This window comes from Hymenobacter busanensis (assembly GCF_008727865.1).
In the GTDB taxonomy this organism is placed as follows: Bacteria; Bacteroidota; Bacteroidia; order Cytophagales; family Hymenobacteraceae; genus Solirubrum; species Solirubrum busanense.
Genome location: NZ_VTWU01000004.1, coordinates 150,492 through 167,306 on the forward strand (window position 1 = coordinate 150,492; position 16,815 = coordinate 167,306).

At 63.0% G+C, this 16,815-nt stretch carries 11 protein-coding genes; 5 read left to right on the plus strand and 6 right to left on the minus strand.

Features of this window, described 5'->3' with window-relative positions; genetic code table 11:
* The first annotated feature begins 190 nt into the window (after positions 1 to 190).
* The gene (locus F0P96_RS11655; protein ID WP_151079079.1) at positions 191 to 5,116 is read left to right on the plus strand and encodes a beta strand repeat-containing protein; all 4,926 of its coding nucleotides are present in this window, start codon (positions 191 to 193) and stop codon (positions 5,114 to 5,116) included.
* A gap of 108 nt (positions 5,117 to 5,224) precedes the next feature.
* Here F0P96_RS11655 and F0P96_RS11660 read toward each other — a convergent pair whose 3' ends face one another.
* Both F0P96_RS11660 and F0P96_RS11665 read right to left on the minus strand, forming a co-directional pair.
* Positions 5,225 to 5,578, minus strand: a complete 354-nt coding sequence (locus F0P96_RS11660; protein ID WP_151079080.1) for a hypothetical protein — start codon at positions 5,576 to 5,578, stop codon at positions 5,225 to 5,227.
* A gap of 171 nt (positions 5,579 to 5,749) precedes the next feature.
* On the minus strand, positions 5,750 to 7,651 hold the full coding sequence (locus F0P96_RS11665) for a prolyl oligopeptidase family serine peptidase (RefSeq protein WP_151079081.1): 1,902 nt from the start codon (positions 7,649 to 7,651) through the stop codon (positions 5,750 to 5,752).
* Between the two features lie 296 nt (positions 7,652 to 7,947).
* Here F0P96_RS11665 and F0P96_RS11670 point away from each other — a divergent pair, with 296 nt between their 5' ends.
* The 4 genes from F0P96_RS11670 to F0P96_RS11685 all read left to right on the plus strand — a co-directional run bounded on the left by F0P96_RS11670 (position 7,948) and on the right by F0P96_RS11685 (position 12,735).
* Positions 7,948 to 8,640 (plus strand): OmpH/Skp family outer membrane protein, encoded by a 693-nt coding sequence (locus tag F0P96_RS11670; protein WP_151079082.1) that lies wholly within the window; start codon positions 7,948 to 7,950, stop codon positions 8,638 to 8,640.
* A gap of 186 nt (positions 8,641 to 8,826) precedes the next feature.
* Positions 8,827 to 11,259: a TonB-dependent receptor gene (locus tag F0P96_RS11675; RefSeq protein ID WP_151079083.1), complete on the plus strand. Its 2,433-nt coding sequence runs from the start codon at positions 8,827 to 8,829 to the stop codon at positions 11,257 to 11,259.
* Between the two features lie 12 nt (positions 11,260 to 11,271).
* Positions 11,272 to 12,306: a DUF4249 domain-containing protein gene (locus tag F0P96_RS11680; protein ID WP_151079084.1), complete on the plus strand. Its 1,035-nt coding sequence runs from the start codon at positions 11,272 to 11,274 to the stop codon at positions 12,304 to 12,306.
* Between the two features lie 195 nt (positions 12,307 to 12,501).
* On the plus strand, positions 12,502 to 12,735 hold the full coding sequence (locus F0P96_RS11685) for a hypothetical protein (RefSeq protein WP_151079085.1): 234 nt from the start codon (positions 12,502 to 12,504) through the stop codon (positions 12,733 to 12,735).
* A 68-nt stretch (positions 12,736 to 12,803) separates the two neighbouring features.
* On the opposite strand, the gene F0P96_RS11690 is transcribed toward F0P96_RS11685, so the two are convergent.
* From F0P96_RS11690 to F0P96_RS11705, 4 genes are all read right to left on the minus strand, one after another.
* Positions 12,804 to 14,147 carry a T9SS type A sorting domain-containing protein gene (locus F0P96_RS11690; protein WP_151079086.1) on the minus strand — a complete coding sequence of 448 codons (1,344 nt, stop codon included), beginning with the start codon at positions 14,145 to 14,147 and terminating at the stop codon, positions 12,804 to 12,806.
* Positions 14,148 to 14,325: 178 nt separating this feature from the next.
* Positions 14,326 to 14,934: a hypothetical protein gene (locus tag F0P96_RS11695; protein ID WP_151079087.1), complete on the minus strand. Its 609-nt coding sequence runs from the start codon at positions 14,932 to 14,934 to the stop codon at positions 14,326 to 14,328.
* 76 nt (positions 14,935 to 15,010) lie between these two features.
* On the minus strand, positions 15,011 to 15,697 hold the full coding sequence (locus F0P96_RS11700) for an NAD-dependent epimerase/dehydratase family protein (protein WP_151079088.1): 687 nt from the start codon (positions 15,695 to 15,697) through the stop codon (positions 15,011 to 15,013).
* 171 nt (positions 15,698 to 15,868) lie between these two features.
* The gene (locus F0P96_RS11705) at positions 15,869 to 16,699 is read right to left on the minus strand and encodes a CvfB family protein (protein WP_151079089.1); all 831 of its coding nucleotides are present in this window, start codon (positions 16,697 to 16,699) and stop codon (positions 15,869 to 15,871) included.
* Positions 16,700 to 16,815: the final 116 nt, after the last annotated feature.

Here is a 16,815-nt window from a genome sequence, read left to right on the forward strand (position 1 = left end):
CCCAAAGCGGTAGTGAAACGCCGTATCCGCACATGCAAGTGCCGTTACCTATGCACTAGCTGAATTTATTAGTTGCGTGCACTGCTTATGGCGCGGTGAGACGAAACAGGTAAGTACCTTTGCTTTTGCCCTTGTACTATGCCGGAATAAAATTTTCGGTTTCGCTCCCTCTCCACACTTTTTCTCACGCATGAAATCAACTTTACTAGCGCGCCTGCTGGGCGTACTGGCGGTGCTGTGCACTACCGCTACGTATGGCCAAAGCTGGCAATGGGCCTCGCAGCCGGCCACTCCTTCGTCGACCTCGGGCGGGCAGCGCATTGCGCGCGACGCCAGCGGCAACATCTTTGTGCTGGGCGAGTTCTTCGGCACCGGCACCTTTGGGGGCTCTTCGTTCACCAGCTCGGCCGGCGGCAACGACGTGGTGCTGGCCAAGCTGAACAGCAGCGGCGTGTGGCAATGGGCCCGGCAAATTAGCGGGACCGGCTCTGAGCAGGCCCGTGGCCTGGCCATCGATGCCAGTGGCAACGTGTACGTGAGTGGCTTGGCCGAAAGTGGTACCGTCACTTTCGGTACCACCAGCTATACTTCCGCCGTCAGTGGTGATGTGCTCGGATTTGTGGCCAAATACGACGCCAACGGCACCTTGCAGTGGTCGAACTCGGCCATGGGCGCCGGCTCGGCCCAGCCAAACGACTTGACCATCGACGCCAACGGAGCCGTGGTGTGGGCGGGGCATTTCACCCGCACCATCTCGTTCGGCTCGACTTCGGTAACCAGCCTTGGTAGTTCCGATGTGTTCGTGGCCAAGCTCAGCGCATCAAACGGCGCGTACCAGTGGGCCGTGCGGGCAGGCGGGAGCGGCAACGAATCCTGCCGCGGTGTGGCTGCCGATGCCAACGGCAACATCTTCGTGAGCGGCAACTTTCGCGGTACCAGCAGCGTCTTCGGGGGCCTGCCAGCCATGGCTAGCACCGGCGACGGCACGCAGAACGACGTTTTTGTGGCCCGACTCAACGGGGCCGGCACGTGGCAGTGGGTTACGAAAGGCGGTGGTACCAGCCCTGAAACTGGCTACGACATTGCCACCGACGGCAGCGGCAACGCCTACGTGTGCGGCGCCTTCGAGGGCACGGCCACGTTTGGCTCATCGTCGTTTACCAACTCAAACACCGCGGGACTCTACGACCTTTTTGTTGCCAAAATCGACGCTGGCGGTAGCTGGCAGTGGGCTAAAAACGCGGGTACTGCTGCCGCCGATGACAACGCCACGGGTATTGACGTGGATGCCAGCGGCAACGTGTACGTGACGGGCTACATCGGCGCCGCTACCACGTTTGGTAGCACCACCGTGGGCTATGCCGGTTCGGCCGATGTATTCGCGGCCAAGCTCAACACCAGCGGCGCTTGGCAGTGGGCCCTGCAAGCCGGCACCGCCAACTACGACTACGGTACGCGCATTGTGACCGACGGCTCGGGCTTTGCCTACATAGCGGGCACGTACCAAGGACCCATTCCTGCGCAGGCAGTCAGTATTGCTTTTGGCAGCACCACGCTCACATCGTCGGCTTCAGGTACCTTGTTCGCCGCCAAAATGGGGCTGGCGGCGCCCACCAATGCCAACCCCGTTATTGCGGCCCAGACGTTTTCGATTGCTGAAAACAGCGTCAATAATACCGTGGTGGGCACCGTAGCAGCTTCCGACCCCGACGCGGGCCAGACGCTGACCTACAGCCTGACGGCCGGCAACACCGGCGGCGCGTTTTCCATCAACAGCAGCACCGGCCAGCTACGGGTGGCCAACTCGGCGGCCCTCGACTACGAAACCACCACCAGCTTTGCCCTTACGGTGCAGGTGGCCGACAACGGCAGTCCCAGCAAAAACGCCTCGGCGACCATCACGGTGAACCTGACGAACGTGGACGATACGGCTCCGGCTGCGCCGGTGGTATCTGCACCCGCCAACGGCAGCTCAACCAACGACAACACTCCCACCTACAGCGGCACGGCCGAAGCCAGCAGCACCGTGCGGGTGTACGTGGACGGTACCAGCATAGGCACGACCACGGCCAGCGGCGCGGGCAACTGGTCTCTCACCCAGACCACAGCGCTGACCGGTGGCTCGCACACGGTGTACGCCACGGCCACCGACGCGGCCAACAACACCAGCGCCAGCAGCAACACCAACACCTTTATGGTGGACATTACGGCCCCGACGGTAACCATCAGCTCGACGGCCAGCAGCCCCACCAGCACCTCGCCCATTCCTGTCACGGTGACTTTCTCGGAAAGCGTTACCGGCTTCACAAGCGGCGACGTGACGGTGACCAACGGCAGCCTTACCGGCAGCAGTTTTGGCGGCTCGGGCACCACTTACAGCTTCACCGTAACGCCCGCGGGCGGCGGCGCGGTGACGGTCAATATCAGCACGGGCGTAGCCCAGGACGCGGCCGGCAACGGCAACGCAGCCGCCACCCAGTTCAGCATTACCTACGTGGTGCCCACGGCCACGGTGGCGTCGATTACGCGCAGCTACCCGGCGCTGGTGGCCACGCCCACGGTGGAATTCGTCGTGACTTTCTCGGGCACCGTTACGGGCTTGACAACCACCAATTTTTCCTTGACGACTTCGGGCCTGAGCGGAGCCAGCGTGGCCAGCGTATCGGGTTCGGGCGCGACTTACACCGTGGTGGCCAATACCGGCTCGGGAGCGGGTACGCTGCGCCTGGACGTGACCAGCGCCAGCGGCATTTCGCCCTCGGTTACCAATGTGCCCTTTACCAGCGGCCCCACCTACGATGTGGTAAAGCTTTTCTCCAGCCCCACGCTCACCATTCAGGGCATGGGCAGCGCCACGCCCGGCTCCGACGTAACGGCCTTTGTGGATGTGGTGCAGGTGTTGCAGAACGGAACGAGCACGGTCGTGAGCGGGGCCGTGGGCAACCCCAGCTTTGAAACCTATGGCCCCTTGGGCAATACCACCCACGGTTATAACCCCACGGGCGCCACTTGGACGTTCAATAGCCTCTCGGGCATTGCCCTGAATGGCAGCGGCTTCACGCCGCCGACGGCGCCCAATGGCTCGGCCGTGGCGTTCGTGCAAAGTGCCCCGAGTGGCAATGGCCAGGTGCAGCAGGCCCTGAGCGTGGGCTCGGGCACGTACCAGGTGAATTTCCGGGCGGGCCAGCGCGACTACGGCACCCCACGCGACCAAACCCTCAACGTGCTGATCAACGGTGCCTATGTAGGCAGCGTCAAACCCGCCCTCGGCAGCACTTACGCTACTTTCACCTCCAGCGCATTTACAGTCGATGCCGTGGCCCCCACAGCCATCATCAGCTCTACGGTCGGGGCGGCGGGCAGCACCACCAGCACCTCGCCCATTCCGTTCACGGTGACCTTCTCCGAAAGCGTAACGGGCCTCGTGGCCGGCGACGTGACGGTGACCAACGGCACCATTACCGGCGGCAGCTTTAGCGGTTCGGGCACCACCTATACCTTCACCGTAACGCCCAGCACTGGCGGCACCGTCACGGTCGACCTCGGCGCGGGCGTGGCTCAGGACGCGGCCGGCAACACCAGCACCGACGCTTCGGCCTTCAGCCTCGTGTACCTGCCCAACCTGACGGTGAGCACCGCTGCCTCGGTGGCGGGCGGCAGCTACAACAACATTACCGTAACCGGTACCGGCGTGGCCACGCTGGCCGGCGCGGTGAATGTGGCCGGCACCTTCACCGTGCAGAACGGCGGCACGCTCAACACCAACTGCCAAGCCATTGCCGGCACCGGCAGCTTCACGGTGGCCACCGGCGGCACCCTGGGTATTTGCGACGCGGCGGGCATTGTCGGCTCCGGTGCTACCGGTGCGGTGCAAGTATCGGGCACCCGCTCGTTTGCCGCCGATGCCGTGTACAGCTACAACGGCTCGGTGGCGCAGGCCACCGGCGCGGCCCTGCCCGCCTCGGTGCGCACGCTCACGCTCAACAACGCCGCCGGCCTCGCCCTCAGCCAAGACCTGACCGTGACGCAGGCGCTGACCCTAACCAGCGGGATACTGACCACCGGCGCGCGCAAGGCCACGCTGGGCAGCACCGCCACGCTCACCGAATCGGCCACCAGCTACGTGACGGGCACCGTGGAGGCCACCCGGTCGCTGACAAACCCCACCACCAACACTTTTGGCGGGCTGGGCCTCACGCTGCAAACCGCCTCCGCCGGGGGCGCGTCGATGCCTGGTAGCACCACCGTGCGCCGCGTAACGGGCACGGCCCTCACGGGCCAGGGCACCAGCAAGAGCATCAAGCGCTACTACGACATTGTGCCGACCACCAACACGAACCTGAACGTGACGCTCACCTTCGCCTACCTCGACGCGGAGCTGAACGGCATCGGGGAAAGCCAGCTGGGGCTGTTCCGCTCTACCACGGGCACCGGCAATACCTGGCAATACGTGAAGGCCAGCGCCCGCAACACTTCGGCCAACACGGTTACGGCCTCCGGCGTAGAGCACTTCTCCGTTTGGACGCTTGGTTCGCAGGCTGCCCCGCTGCCGGTGGAGCTGCTTAGCTTCTCGGCCGAGCCGCAAGGCCCCGACGCGTTGCTGCGCTGGGCCACGGCCTCGGAGAAAAACAACGCCCGCTTCGAGGTCGAGGCTTCCGTCGACGGCAAAGCCTTCGTGAAAGTTGGTACGGTGGAAGGCCACGGCACCAGTGCCCAGCGCCACGACTACCGCTTCCTCGACGCCCGCCTGGCCCGCTACGCTGCCAATCTGGTCTACTACCGTCTGCGTCAAGTCGATTTCGACGGGCAGGAAACCGTATCCGAAGTGCGGACCTTGGCCGCGGGCGAGGCTACCGGCAGCGAGTTTGCCGTGTACCCCACGCTGCGCGCTTCCGGCGAGGCGTTGCCCTACGTGCTGAGCGGCCCCATGGCCGCCAACGCGGAGGGCGCTGTGCTGACGGTGTATTCCGCCACCGGCCAACGGATGGCTGTTCAACGCCTTTCGGCAAGCCGCACGGGCGCTGTGGCTCTGCCTAAGCTGCCGGCCGGCTGGTATCTGGTGCGCCTGCAACTGCCCGGCGGCCAAACGCTTTCTGCCCGCTTCGGCGTGCAGTAGGCTCGGTCACCCAATCACGCCAACGCCCCGCCTGGTTGCAACCGGGTGGGGCGTTGCTGTTTAGATAGGCACTGATAATGGTAGCTGGAGGCCAAAAGTTTACCAGAGCTACGGCCGCGCCTTGGCATTCAGCTCGGCTTCTTCCCAGGTGGGGACGCGCTCGTAGGTGCAGCGCAGCGGATCGAGGGTTTCGGCTTGCTGCTGCCGTTCCAGCAGGCGCAGGCGCTCCGTCAGGCGCGCTTCGGTAGCCTGGCTGACGCTGAGGCGCTGGCGCAGGTCTTCCAGTTCGCCGCGCTGCGCGTCGAGCTGGGCTTGCAGCACAGCACTACTAGCCGGGGCAGGAGCGACGGGAGCGGCACCGGGCGGCAGGCGGGTGCCGGCCACGGCCAGGGTGGCGTTTTGGGCGTGGCAGGTGCCGGCCAGCAGCAGGAGCCCACTGGCCAGAAAGAAACAGCGTGTCATAAGCGGAGGGCTTGGGGCCTAGAGCCTGTCCGGGAAGCTCAGAACGTCATGCTGAGCTTGTCGAAGCATCTCTACTGGTAGTAATTTCTATCTAACGAAGCGGGAGAGATGCTTCGACAAGCTCAGCATGACGGCCTTTCTCATGGCGGACGACTTTTCGGATAGGTCCTATTACGGAGTGGGCTGCAGGTGCTTGTTGAGGAAGCTCAGCGTGGTTTCGTAGGCTTTCATCTCGTTGGCGCGCTTGGCAAAGCCGTGGCCCTCGTCGGGAAACACCACGTACTCCACCGTGCCGCCCTTGTTTTTGATGGCCGCCACCATGTCGTCGGACTCGGGTTTGATGACGCGCGGGTCGTTTTCGCCCTGAATGACGAGCAGGGGCCGCTCAATCTTATCGGCGTGGAACAGGGGCGAGGTGGCTTTCAGGCGCTCCATATCCGTGTCGGGGTTGCCGATTTCCTGGTACAGCGCCTGCCGGAAGGACTCCCAATAGGGAGGAATGCTCTGGAGGGTGCGCACCCAGTTGCTCACCCCGAAAATATCGACGCCGGCGGCGAAGCGCTTGGGCGCGAAGGCGAGGGCCGCCAGCGTCATGTAGCCGCCGTAGGAGCCGCCCATGATGGCCACCCGCGAGGTATCGACGTAGCCGAGGGAGGCGAGGTATTTCTTGGCGGCGAGGCAGTCCCAGAGCGGTTCGCGGCCGTGCTTCTGGTCGTCGGCGGCGTAGAAGGTTTTGCCGTAGCCGGAGGAGCCGCGGTTGTTCACGCGCAGCACCACGTAGCCGTTGTTGGCCAAATACTGGCACAGGCCCGAGTAGTTGGGCGTCGATTGGCCGCCGGGGCCGCCGTGCACTTCCACCACGGCCGGCAGCTTTTCGCCGCCGGCTTTGGCGCCGTGCGGGGCGTAGAGCAGGGCCGGAATGCCCATGCCGTCGAACGACTGGTAGCGGATGGTGCGCGTCTCCACCAGGTCGAAGGAGTTGATGGCCGGGTTCAGGCAGCTGGTGAGCTTGGTGGCATTCTTGGTATTGAAGTCGTAGACGTAGAGGTCGGAGGGCGTCCGGTCGCCGTTGACGAAGTAGGCCAGGCGGCGGTCGGAGGGGGAGAAGGTGAGGCCGGTAATCACGCCGGCGGGCGGCGTGGGCATGATCAGGGGCTTGTTGTTGGCCGCGTCGTAGAGGCGGATGCTGGTGCGTCCGTCTTCGTTGATGCCCGTGACGCGGTACTTGCCGGCGCGGGAGAAGTAGGTGTACACAATGTCCCAGTTGGCCTTTTCCACGGTTTCGCGCTTGCCGGTGGTCAGGTCGTAGCGCACCACGTAGGCGAATTCCGAGCCGTCGTCGGTGGTGGCGTAGAGGTAGCGCGTCTTGGGGTCGAAGTCCATTGGCGTGTTGGCCATGCTGCCCTTGTGCGCGCTCAGCGGCGTGGTTTCCTTGGTGTCGGTGCGGTACAGCAGCACTTCAGAATCGAGGGTGGTGTTCGACTTCTGCAGCGCCACGTACTTATCGTCGCTCGACACCACCACGGGGTCGAGGCCCTGGGTGTTTTGGTAGAGCAAGGTGCGCTGCAGGGAAGGCACGTCGTAGCGGTAGAGGTCCATGAATTTGGGGTCCCGCTCGTTGGTCAGCACGTAAAAGGCCTTCCCGTCGCGGCGCCAGCCGCCGTACTCGGCGCGCAGCTTGTCGCCGGGCGTCAGGTCGCGCTCCTGTCCGTTGGCTTCGCGCACGTAGAGGTGAAAGTTCTCGTTGCCGCCCTGGTCGTGCGAATACACCAGGCGGCCATCGGGCAGCCAGGCGGCGGGGTAAATGCTTTCCTTGGTGGACGACGTAACGGGCGTAAACGGCCCGCCTTTCACCGGCACGGTATAGAGGTTGAACACTCCGGTCTGATTCGAGCTAAACAGAATCTGCTGCTCATCGGGCGAAAACGTGCGTCCGTTGAGCTTGGTGGTGTTCAGGAACTGCTCGACGGTGTAGCGCTTGATAACCGGCGGCGCCACCGATTTGGGCACTTGGGCGGCGGCCGGGGTCAGCAGGACCAGCCAGGTGAGGCAGGGGAGAAGCAAGTGTTTCATAGGGGCAAACGGTTGTGGGAGGGAAGAGAAGCAGTAGCGGCAGGTATTGCTGCGACGAAGGCTGCAACTTTCTTAAAGTCAGTGAGGAATGGCGAGAGTTGCACCAGCAGCAAGCATACGGTGAACTATATGCTGGCCAGAATAAATATAGTAATTACTTGCTATAATTATAGTAGAGGGTAGAGGGCTTGCAAAAGCAGCGGCTGCGCGGAGGCAGGCCGCATAACCTGCCCAATTCTGCGTTTCTTTGTGGGAGCCGGCAGCGTGTCCGGCGTCATCCTTGCCTCTTATCCTGCATGAAGAACCCGCTTCAACTGGCCATCAACGCCATTTTGCTGCTTGCCGTAGCCGTCCTGTTTTACCTGCACTTCGCCCAGAAACCGGCGGCTCCCGCTGCCCAGCCCGCCGCCACCGTGGCCGCCACCGACGACGAGCCCGCCGATACCACCGAAACCGCCGTGGCCACTCCCGCCATCGTCACGGCCGATTCGGGCAAGGCCCTGCCGGTGCTGCCGGCCGGCAACATCCGCAAAGTGGCTTTCGTGGAGTCGGCCAAGCTGCTGGAAGGCTACCGCGCCATGCAGAGTGCCCGCAAAGAGTATGAGCGCAAGGCCGCCCAGTGGCAAAAGCAGCACGAAACCAACGTGCGCAGCTTCCAGGCCGCCGTGCAGAACTACCAGAAAACCGCCGCCAGCCTCACCGAAGAGCAGCGCGCCGCCACCGAGCAGCGCCTGCAGCAGCAGGAGCAGCAGGTAGCCCAGCAGCAGCAGGGCCTGCAGCAGCAAGCCCAGCAGGAAGAAGCCCGCATGACCGACGTGGTGCTGACCCGCGTGAACAAGCTGCTGGAAACCTACGGCAAGGAAAACGGCTACGACCTGATTCTGATTGCCGGCAGCGGCACCATTGCCTACGGCCGCAAGGGCCTCGACATTACCGCCCCCGTGCTCCAGCGCCTGAACGCGGAATACGCCGCCCGCGGAAAGAAATAAGTGCGCCAACCCGGCGTTATAAGTGCCCCGTCGACCCACAAGCCGGCGGGGCTCTTTTTTCGCCACTTGCAACCACCCGCGTAGCCCTCCGCCTCTTCGCCCATGAGGGCGCCGTGCTAGCATCATCGTGCGGTTGCGGCCGGCCGGGGCAGCCACTAGCTTTGTTTCGTTATTTTCTCTGATAATATGATTCTACATTTCCGCTCGGCCATCGGCTTGGGCGTTCTGGGTTGCCTGCTCACGCCGGCCGTGCACGCGCAACAAGCGGCCAAAGCCTCCGTGGGGCGCGTCACGTTCAGCGGGTACGTGCGCGACGCCGCCACCGGCGAAAACCTCATTGGCGTGGCCGTGGTGCACCCCAGCTCGGGCCAGGGCACCGCCACCAACACCTACGGCTTCTACTCGCTCACGCTGCCCGCCTCCGGCGACACTACCCGGCTGCTGGCGTCGTACCTGGGCTACCAGCGCCAGGTAGTGCCCGTGCGCCTCGACAAAAGCCAGGCGCTGAACTTCCGGCTGCAATCGGCCACCAGTGAGCTGCAATCGGTGGAGATTGTGGGCACCCAGCAGGAAAAGCTGGCCGAAAGCACCCGCATGGGCACCATGAACATCCCGCTCAACCAAATCAAGGCCGTGCCGGCGCTGTTTGGCGAGCGGGACGTGCTGAAGGTGATGCAGCTGCTGCCGGGCGTGCAGGCCGGCGGCGAAGGCCAGACCGGCCTCTACGTGCGCGGCGGCTCCCCCGACCAGAACCTGATTCTGCTCGACGGTACGCCGGTGTACAACGCCTCGCACCTGTTCGGCTTCTTCTCCGTCTTCAACGCCGACGCGCTCAACAACGTGGAGCTGGTGAAAGGCGGTTTCCCGGCCCGCTACGGCGGGCGGCTCTCCTCGGTGCTCGATATTTCGATGAAGGAGGGCAACATGCAGAAATTTCACGGCGAAGGCGGCGTGGGCCTAATTGCCTCGCGCCTCACGCTGGAAGGCCCCATCAAGAAAGACACGGCCTCGTTCATCATTTCGGCCCGCCGCACCTACATCGACCTGCTGGCCCGGCCGCTCATCAACCTGGCCATGGCCGCCGAGGGAATTCCCTACAACGAGCGGCCCACGGTGGGCTACTTTTTCCACGACGTCAACGCCAAGGTGAACTGGAAGCTGAGCCAGCGCGACCGGCTCTACCTGAGCGCCTACACCGGCCGCGACAAGTTCTACGCCCGCTACAAAAGCCCCGTGGAAGACGGCCAGTACAACCAGGAGAAAGACGGCCTGGGCTGGGGCAACATCACCTCGGCACTGCGCTGGAACCACGTGGTGAACGACCGACTCTTTGCCAACACCCACCTCACGTTCAGCCGCTACCAGTTCGACGTGGGCATCGAGCAAACCAACCGCTTCCGGCGCAACCCCGGCGAGCCGCTCCAAACCGAGAAGTTTGCCCTGCTCTACGCTTCCAACATCCGCGACTGGACGCTCAAAACCGATTTCGACTACCTGCCGTTGCCCAACCACTACGTGCGCTTCGGCGGCCAGTACATTTTCCACCAGTTCCGGCCGGGGGCCATGCAGATCAAGAGCTCCGACCCCGATGCCAACCTCGACCAGTTCAACAAAGAAAGCCGCACGCTGGGCCACGAGGTGGGCGTGTACGCCGAAGACGACTACAAAGTAACCGAGCGGCTGAAGGTCAACGCCGGCTTGCGCGTCAACGGCTTTGCCGTCGATGGCAAGCTGTTTCCCTCCGTCGAGCCGCGCCTGGCTGCCCGTTTCCTGCTCACCGAAGACTGGGCGCTGAAAGGCTCCTACGCCCGCACCTCGCAGTTCATTCACCTGCTCACCAACAGCGGCATTGGCCTGCCCACCGACCTGTGGGTACCGGCCACGGCCAAGGTGAAACCCCAGAAAGCCCAGCAGGTGGCCCTGGGCGCGGCCCGCAACCTGCGCTTCAAAGACGAAGACTACGAGCTGAGCCTGGAAGCCTACTACAAGCCCATGCAGCGCCTGATTGAGTACCGCGAGGGCGCCAACTTCCTGGGCACGACCGACAACAACTGGCAGGACAAGGTGACCAGCGGCAAGGGCTGGGCCTACGGCGCCGAGGTGTTTGTGCAGAAGAAAACCGGCCGCACCACCGGCTGGGTAGGATACACCCTCTCGTGGAGCAAGCGGCAGTTTGAGGAATTGAACCAGGGCCGCGTGTACCCCTACAAGTACGACCGCCGCCACGACGCCAAAGTGGTCATCATCCACGATTTCAACGACCACCTGCGCCTCTCGGGCACGTGGGTGTACGGCACCGGCAACGCCGTGACGCTTTCGCGCGGCCGCTACGTGCTGGGCGACTACCAGCAATACGACGACTATGGCCCGCGCAACTCCTACCGCATGCGCGCCTACCACCGCATGGACCTCGACCTGAGTTACACCAAGAAGAAAAAGTGGGGCGAGATGATCAACAGCGTGAGCCTATACAACGCCTACAGCCGCGCCAACCCGTACTTCCTCTACTTCCAGCAAGGCTACACCGACATGAACGGCAACGTGGAGAAAAAATCGACCTACAAGCAGATCAGCCTGTTTCCCATCATTCCCTCGTTTAGCAAAAGCTTCCGGTTCTAACCTCGTTCGATTATGCTGAAGTCTCTGAAGTTCTTGGCCGGAACGCCCCCCACCTTCCGCCCACGCCGCGCCCTCGGCCTGCTGGTTGGGACGGCCGCCGCGGCCCTGCTGAGCGCCTGCGAAACCGATATTGAGGTGCCCGAGCCCGAGCACGAGCCCCGCGTGGCCGTGGCCTACGTGCTCGACGCCAACCCCGCTTCTGACAAACGGTTGCGTGAGCTGTTCGACGACCGCGTGCCCTTCGTGAGCGTGAGCCAGCGCCTGTTCGACTCGCGCCAGCTGGAAGGCAGCACCAATGCCACCATCGAAGTGCGCGACGGCGCGGGCGCGGTAGTGGAGCGCTACAAGCCGCGCACGGGGCAGCCCGGCCAAGGCGGCTGGGGAGGCGGTTTCAACAGCACCGGCCGCTACGAACCGCTGCTGGGCTACACGTTTCGGCCCGGCAGCAGCTACACCCTGCGCGTGAGTGCGCTCAACGCCCCCACCGCCGAAAGCCGCGTGACGCTGCCCGCCACGGTAGCTATTGCCGAAGCCAGCCTCACGCCCCTGCGCAGCACCGACCCCTACAACCAGCTGGCCCGCCTCTCGGTGTCGTTCGACGACCCCAGCGGCGCCGGCAACTACTACCTGGTGTATGCTCTGTTGCGCGACGCCAACGACAACATCGTGGGCGCGGCCTTCGTCGACGACGAAACCGACGGGGCCGTGAACGTGTCGCGCTTCCGCCTCTCGCAGCCCGGCAGCTACAGCACCGAGCCGTTTTCGGACAGCGGCTTTGACGGCCGCCGCCTGACGCTCACCAACAACGTGCGCTACTACGTGAACAACGGCGGCACTTTCCCCGGCGGACCCGGCGCCACCAAGTACCTGGACATCGTCGTCTCGCACATCACCCGCGACTTGTACTTGTTCTACAACAGCCGCCGCGTGTACCAGGACAACGATGGCAACCCCTTTGCCGAGCCCACCCCGCTTTACAGCAACATCGAGCCCGGCTTTGGCATCTTCGGCGGCGCCACCGATGCCGTGTACCGCATCACGCTGTAAGGACCGAAAGCACATGCAAAAAAGCAAAAGCCGTCCTGTTGAGCCACGCTCGGCAGGACGGTTTGTGCTTACTGGCGCTCGGCGGAGCCATGTGTGGATGCCCAAAGCTTCTCGGGTGGTTAAACCTGCGTTGAAGCTCGGCGTCTAATCACCTGCTAATGAACCCAACCGGCGCGCTGCGGTGCGCCTTCTGCTATGCAAAACGCTCTGAAAACCCTGGTATTTCTGGCTGGTACCGCTGCCGCTACGCTCTTTACGGGTTGTGCCGGTGGCTACGCAACGGTGGGGCCCCCGCCGGTGGTGGTACGTCCGGCCCCGGTAGTGGTAGTGCCGGCCCGGCCACACTACCGCGCCTACCGGCCCTACTACGGCCCCCGCTACTACCGGCCGGCGCCGCGCCGCCACGGCCGCGTGATAGTGGTGCACTAAACACAGCCGGCAATCAAAAGGCCCGCCTGCGCAAGCAAGCGGGCCTTTCGATTATCGAACAGCGCTGATTACTGCTTCACCACGCGCCGTACCAAGGTACCGTCGGCGGTGTGCAGGCGCACGGTGTAGAGGCCATTGGTCAAACCAGCCAGGTTCAGCTCCTGCCGAATGGTGCCTTGCTGAGGCCGCAGCGCCAGCGTGGCCACCACTTGGCCCACGGTGTTCAGCACTTCGGCCGGCACCGGGCCTTGCTCACGCAACCCGGCTACTACCAGGGTAGTGGCATTGCGGGCCGGGTTGGGGTAGAGCGACGCCTCCGCGAGCAGCGCGGCCGGGCGGGCGCCCAGTGTTACGAAGTTGCTATAAGTGGTAACCGACGACTTTTCGTATCGCCGCGACTGGGAGTTGTAGTTCTGTTGCAACGACCGCCGCACTTGGTTGGTGGCGGTGTAAGCCAGGGTGGCGCTGTTGCCGTGGTCGATAAACCAAGCGTTGTTGGCCCAGCCCTCGCCCTGGTGGAGAATTTCGTTGCCGTAGTTGTCGTAGGTGTAGGTGTGGCGGTCTTCGTTCACCCAGGTATTCGGGGCCGTCAGCTCTTGCAAAACGGATGCGTAGCTGCCGTTGGGCTGGTAGGAAAGCGTTGTGCGGGTATCAAAACCCCACGTATTGGAAGAGGGAATCCATTCCTGATCTTCGTAATACGACGGCAACAGCGTTGCCCAATTATACCACGTGATGTTGCGGGTGCGGAACTCATTCACGTAGGCGCCGTTGGTCCATTCCTGGCCCACCACCTCCGTCCAGCGGTTGTTGGCATCTACGGTGTAAAGCTGCCGTTCCTCCGGCTGCCAGGTGTTGGTGCCAATATTTAACGACTCGAACACCTGACTGATAAGCGTGCCGGCGGTGTTGTAGGTGTTGGTGGTGCGGTAGCTTTCCTGGGTTACCCACGCGTTGTTCAGCCATTGCTGGTCGGTGTAGAGGGTTTCCCTCCCGTGCGAATCGTAGGCGTACAACTCTCGCGTGTTGTTGCGAAAGGCCGAACCCGCCCAATCTTGGTATATGAATTCGCTCAGCAGGCCCTGTCCGTCGTAGTTCATGATGTATTTACCGTACAGAGCGTTGGTGGCCGAGTCGGCAAATACCATTTGGGTAGGCTTGCCCTGCGGGTTGTAGGTATAGGTAGTAGTGCTGCCGCCGTACCAGCGCGTGCCGTCCCAACTGTGGTTCACGCTCCGCCCCGGCACTATCACCGTGGTAGCCACGTGGCGGCTCGCCTCGGCACGAGCCGTATGCGCAATGTGGCCCGCCCACGGACGCGCAATCTTGGCGTGCTGGGCGTGCGCGGAAAACGAAATGAGTGCCAGTGCCGCAGCAAAGGCCTTGGTTGTGGAGGGTAGTACGTGTTTCATGAGCTTATCTTAAGGAAGCGACTAAAATAATATTAATTGTTTATTAGTTTGTATAATTCTGTTATTTCGAAATAAGGACGCGCAAATTTGGTACAAACCGCTTTGATACAACTTCCTATAAAGGCACCGGGCCGCCGTAGCAGATGCTACGGCGGCCCGGTGGCTCGATGTACGTGGGTTAGAACGTAAACCGTAAGCTCAGTGCCGCGTCGTTGTACAGGCCGGAGCCCCCGTCGAAAATGTCGAAGTACGGTTTGTAGTCGATGCCAACAACCAGCGGCAGGTCGTCGATTTTGTATTCCAGCCCGAGTACCAAATCGGCGCCGACTACGGGGTAAAGCTTGTCTTCGGCGTAGTACTGCACGTAGTAGTACTCCTTTTTGTGGCCTTTCCAGCGGTAGGGCACGCCGTAGTAATAGTACCGGCGGTAGGCACCCACGTGGGCGCCACCACCAAAGTAAAACTGCAGGTGCTTGAACTCGGGCAGCACGGCGTAGTGCTTCTCAAACAGCAGCGTGAAGCGGGCTCCTTTGGCTTGGTATTCCGTGGTCAGCAGGCCTTCGATGGCAACGTTGTTGCCGCCCGTGAAGTGTTTAACCGTCAGTCCCGAAGCGTAGCCGCCGCCCCGCAGGCCGATGCCGGTGCTGTAGCCCGCACCACCGCCTCCGCCCGACGACTTGCCCGAACTCTTGGAAGAGGTTTTGCTGGTTTTCTTGGTTTGGGCAGCGGCCGGCGCGGCAACTGCTAACGCGGCCAGTACAAGCAATGCGGGTGCGTATTTTTTCATGAAAAAAGTCAAATAAATGCCCGTTGCAAGGGTATAATACTTGCAATACAGGCAAATATACGATGAGCAGTACAATTTATGCCGTCGGCGACACGCCCCGCGCAATTTCGGCCGAGAGGTAGGTGCGCACCCCGCCGCCTTCTTGCCGGGCTGCGTTGAGCATCGCCTGGGCCACCGCGGCAGCCGGCACGGCGCGGTAATGCTGCAACGGGCCGATGAGCAGCGGATTGATGAGGCGCAACACCACGGCGCCGATTTTTTCGCCCAGGCGCTGCTGGCTACGCTGCCCCAGCAGCAACGACGGCCGGAAAATGTGCACGGCCCGGAACGGGGCCTGCCGCACGGCCGCTTCCATGTCGCCCTTCACGCGGTTGTAGTAGAAGCGCGAAGCCGGGTCGGCGCCCATGGCCGAGACGACCATAAACTGCGCCGCGAAATTGGCGGCCGTAAGGGCGGCCAGCTTCACCACGTACAGGTAATCGACTTTGTAAAAGGCTTCTTTCGAGCCAGCCTGGCGCATGGTAGTGCCCAGGCAGCAATACACGTCGTCGGCAATGAGGCTGAGGCGTTGGGTTTCAAGCTGCTCGAAATCCACCACGCGCTGCTCCAGCTTGGGGTGCACCATGGGCAGCGGCCGGCGGCCCACCGAAATAACTTTGGCGTACCGGTCGCTTTGCAGCAGCAGCGGCAGCAGATAGCTGCCCACGAGGCCGGTGGCGCCGGCTATGAGGGCGGTTTTCTTTAGATCCGACGTGGGGACCATGGCACGGTGGAAATCAGAAGGGGAGAAGCAATGCGTTTTCCCAACGCACCCGGCGGCCGAAGGTTTTGCCCGCAGCAGTGGCCAACGGCACGAGCAGCCGCAACCTACCGACGAAAACGCAACCCGCAAGCTGCGCCGCCACCGAGGGAAATCAGCAGCGGCAAATGCTCGTTACTCGGCTTCGATCAGCTGGGTGTGCGCGTCGCCCAGCTGCACGAGGCCGCGCTTGTAGAGGTTGCCGAGGGCTTTCTTGAACACCTTTTTGCTCATGCCCAGGCGGCGGTAAATGTCTTCCGGCTCGCTCTTGTCGGAGAGGGGCAGCTTGCCGCCGGCTTTGCGCAGGGCTTCCACCAGTAGGTCGGCCGCGGCGCGGGCTTCGTCGAACCCGGCGCGCTGCAGGCTCACGTCGAGCTTGCCGTCGGGGCGCACCTGGCGCACGTAGCCGGGCACTTCGTCGCCGATGGTGAGCAGGCGGAAAACCTCGTTGCGGAACAGCATGCCGAGGTATTGCTTGTTGACGAGGGCCGCGTAGCCCAGCTCGCTCTGGCCGCCCACCAGCAGCTGCACTTCGTCGCCCACGGCCAGGTTAGGCTCCCGGTCGGTGTGCCGCTCCCACTTGGCGGTGGCCACAATGCGGTCCGATTTGTCGTCGAGGTACACGTACACCAGCACTTTGTCGCCGGCCCGCACGCGCTTGGGTTGGTTGCGCAGCGGCAGCAGCAAATCCTTGGGCAGGCCCCAGTCGAGGAAGGCGCCGATGGCCGTGGTGTCGCGCACAGTTAAGGCTGCAAACTCGCCCACGCGCACCAGCGGCGTTTCGGTAGTGGCCACGAGGCGGTCCTCGGAGTCGCGGTACACAAACGCGCGCACCGTGTCGCCGATCTGAATACCCGCCGGCACGTAGCGGTCGGGCATCAGGATGTCGCCGTCGTCGGAAGTCAGGTACACGCCAAATTCAACGAAGCGGGCTACTTCCAGGTCGTTATAGTCGCCGAGGAGCATGGGCAGGGTTCAGTGAGCAATGAAGAATGAACAATACTGTTCAGGCCACGCAAAGGTGGCGCTTAATCCCGCGGAAAAGAACAGCGACAATCTATACGGCTATTTGAATAAAGAAG